Source organism: Actinosynnema sp. (assembly GCF_052038725.1).
This window is the reverse complement of record NZ_JBQGCX010000763.1, coordinates 1-3,066: the sequence shown is the minus strand read 5'-3', so window position 1 is coordinate 3,066 and position 3,066 is coordinate 1. Positions and strand designations below refer to the sequence as shown.

The 3,066-nt window shown below is 77.5% G+C and carries 2 protein-coding genes; both read right to left on the bottom strand.

Translation table 11 applies throughout. The features are described 5' to 3' along the window. Positions 1-1,200: polyketide synthase (locus tag ACTUAL_RS15795; protein ID WP_440900794.1), on the bottom strand; the 1,200-nt coding region annotated here is incomplete at its 3' end. After that, a partial coding sequence (locus ACTUAL_RS15790; RefSeq protein WP_440900793.1) for an SDR family NAD(P)-dependent oxidoreductase occupies positions 1,197-3,066 on the bottom strand: 1,870 nt, incomplete at its 5' end. The genes ACTUAL_RS15795 and ACTUAL_RS15790, both read right to left, overlap by 4 nt.

The window sequence follows — 3,066 nt, the reverse complement described above, 5'->3', positions numbered from 1 at the left end:
GGCCTTGACCAGCCCGGCGACGCCCGCCGCGGGCATGGTGTGGCCGATCATGGACTTGACCGAGCCGAGCACCGCGCGCTCGCCGTCCGCCGGGCCGAACACCTCGGCCAGGGTGGCGAGTTCGGCGCCGTCACCGGCGGGGGTGCCGGTGCCGTGCGCTTCGAGGAGCCCGATGGCGCCGGGCGCGCGCGGGTCGAGCCCGGCGGCGTCCCAGGCCTGCCGCACGGCCCGCGCCTGCCCCTCCTGCGCGGGGTTGAGCAGGCTCGCGGAGCGGCCGTCGCTGGCCACCCCCGTCCCGGAGATCACCGCGTAGACCCGGTCCCCGTCGCGCTCGGCGTCCTCAAGCCGCTTGAGCACGACCACGCCGGTGCCCTCGCCGATCAGCACGCCGTCCGCGTCGCGGTGGCACGGCCGCACCCGCTGGCTGGGCGAGAGCGCGCCGAGCTGGCTGAACACGCTCCACAGCGTGATGTCGTGGCAATGGTGCACCCCGCCCGCCAGCACCGCGTCGCAGCGGCCGGTGGCCAGCTCGCGCACCGCGTGGTCCACGGCCACCAGCGACGAGGCGCAGGCGGCGTCCACGGTGTAGGCGGGGCCGCGCAGGTCGAGCCGGTTGGCCACGCGGGACGCGGCCAGGTTCGGCACGAGCCCGATCGCGGCCTCGGGGGCCTCCGGGCCGAGCTGGTCGGTGAACGACGCCCGCACCCGCTCCAGGCGCGCCTCGTCCAGCTCGGGCGCCAGCTCGCGCAGCGTGGTGACGAGCTGGGTGGCGGTGCGCACCCGCTGGTCCAGCCGCACCAAGCCGGGCGTGAGGTAGCCGCCCCTGCCCAGCACCACGCCGACGCGCCGCCGGTCGGCGGGCAGCGCGGACTCGCCGCCCGCGTCGGCGATGGCGTCGGCGGCGACCTGGAGCGCGATGAGCTGGTCGGGTTCGGTGCCGGGCACCGAGCGCGGCATGACGCCGAACCCGGCCGCGTCCACGGCGGCGTCCACGAACCCGCCCCTGCGGCAGTAGACGCGGTCGGCGCGGCGGGTGCCGTGCGCGTCCGGGTCGTAGAAGCCGGGGTCCCAGCGGTCCGGCGGCACCTCGGTGATGGCGTCCACGCCACCGACGATGTTGCGCCAGTAGGAGTCCAGGTCCGGCGCGCCGGGCAGCAGCACGGCCATGCCGGTGATGGCCACCTCGGTCACGCCGGTCACCAGCCCGAGGCGGTGTAGACGACGGCGTGCCGGTCGTCGGCGCCGTAGGCCAGCTCGCGCAGCAGGCTCAGCGGGCCCTCGTCGGGGTCGATGAGCGCGATGCCGCGCGCCGCGTAGGAGCGCATCAGCTCCGGCGTGACCATGCCACCTCCGGCCGCCGCCCACGGTCCCCAGTGGACGGTCAGGCCGCGCCTGCCCGGCTTGCTCCAGCGGCGGGCCAGCTCTTCCAGCGCGTCGTTGGCCGCGGCGTAGTCGCACTGGCCCCGGTTGCCCAGCGCGGCGGCGATGCTGCCGAACAGGACGGCGTGGCGGGGCGGTTCGGGCAGGGTGTCGACGGCGTCCAGGAGGGTGCGGGCGCCGTCGACCTTGGTGCCGAAGACGCGGCGGAACGACTCGACGCTCTTGTCCGCCACCAGCTTGTCCTCGATGACGCCCGCCGCGTGCACGACGGCGTCGAGGCGGCCGTGCTCGTCGTGGACGCGCTTGACCGTGGTGCGCAGGGCTTCCGCGTCCAGGACGTCCACGGCGTGGTAGCGGGCCTCGCTGCCGAGGCCGGTCAGCTCGGCGAGGGTGGCGCGGACCTCGCGGGCGGCCAGCGCGGCGCTGACGGCGCGCTCGACCTCGGCGGGCGAGGTCATGCCCCGGCTCAGGAACGCGCCGCGCAGGGCGGTGCGGTCGCCTGCGGCGGCCAGGTCCGGGGCCTCGGGGCCCGTGGGCAGCGGGGTGCGGCCGACGAGTTCGAGGCGGCAGCGGGAGGCTGCGGCGAGGGTCTTGGCGAACCGGGCGGTGATGCCGCGCGCGCCGCCGACCAGCAGCACCACGGCGTCCCGGTCCAGCCCGGCGGCGAGCGCCTCGGCCGTGCCGTCACCGGCCGGTCCGGCTCCGGAGGAGGCGAGGGGACCGAGGTCCTCGAAGGCGAGTTCCAGCGCGTGGCGGGAGTCCTCGCCGTGCAGGACGACGGGGTGGCCGGACGGGGCGGTGAGCTCGGCGGCGATCGCGGCGACCGGGTCGGCGGACTCCAGGAGGGCGCAGGGCAGGTCCGGGTACTCGCGGGCGAGGGTGCGGAAGAAGCCGCGCAGCCCGGTGACCGAGCCCTCGCCGCGCCGGTCCACGGCGAGCAGGGCGGTGGGGCCCTCGGTCAGGACCGCCTGGAAGCGCGGGAACTCCTCGGGCAGCGGCGGTTCCGCCGGGTCGAGCGCGCCGAGGTGGACGACGACCGCGCCCGCGGGGGCGTCCGCCAGCGTCGCGCCGAGGGCGGCGAGGCGGGCGGGGATCTCGCGGTCCGCGCCGGTGAGCTGCTCGACGCCGACGAGGTGCACGCGCGCGCCGGTCAGGTCGGTGGTGGCCGGGAGGGGCAGGGGGACCTCCCGGAACACCAGGCGCTTGGGGGCGACGACGGTGGCCTCGGCGGCGGTCGGGGCGGGGGTGCGCGCGGGGGGCGTCAGGGCGGGCGCGCCAGCGGCCGGGGCGGTGGTCAGCACGACCGCCGGGGCGGCGGGAGTCGTTGCGGTGGAAGGGGTCGCGGCGGGCGCGGCGCCGGTGATCAGCGCGGCGATCGCGGCGGCGGTGCGGGCCGCGCTCAGCTCCTCCACCCGCGAGCCGTCGCCCACGTCCAGGCCCAGCCTCGTCGCGACCTCGCCCGCGATCTCGGCGCGCTTGATCGAGTCGACGCTCAGGTCCGCCTCCAGGTCCAGCTCGGGCTCGACCAGCTCCACCGGGTAGCCGGTGCGCTCGCCGATCACCGCGAGCACCGCCCCCTGCACGTCGATAGCGGGCGCGGGCGCCGAGGCGGGCACGGCGACGGCAGCCGGAACCATGGCGACCGCGGCGGCCGCGGGAGCCGACGTGTTGATCTTCGTGTCGAGC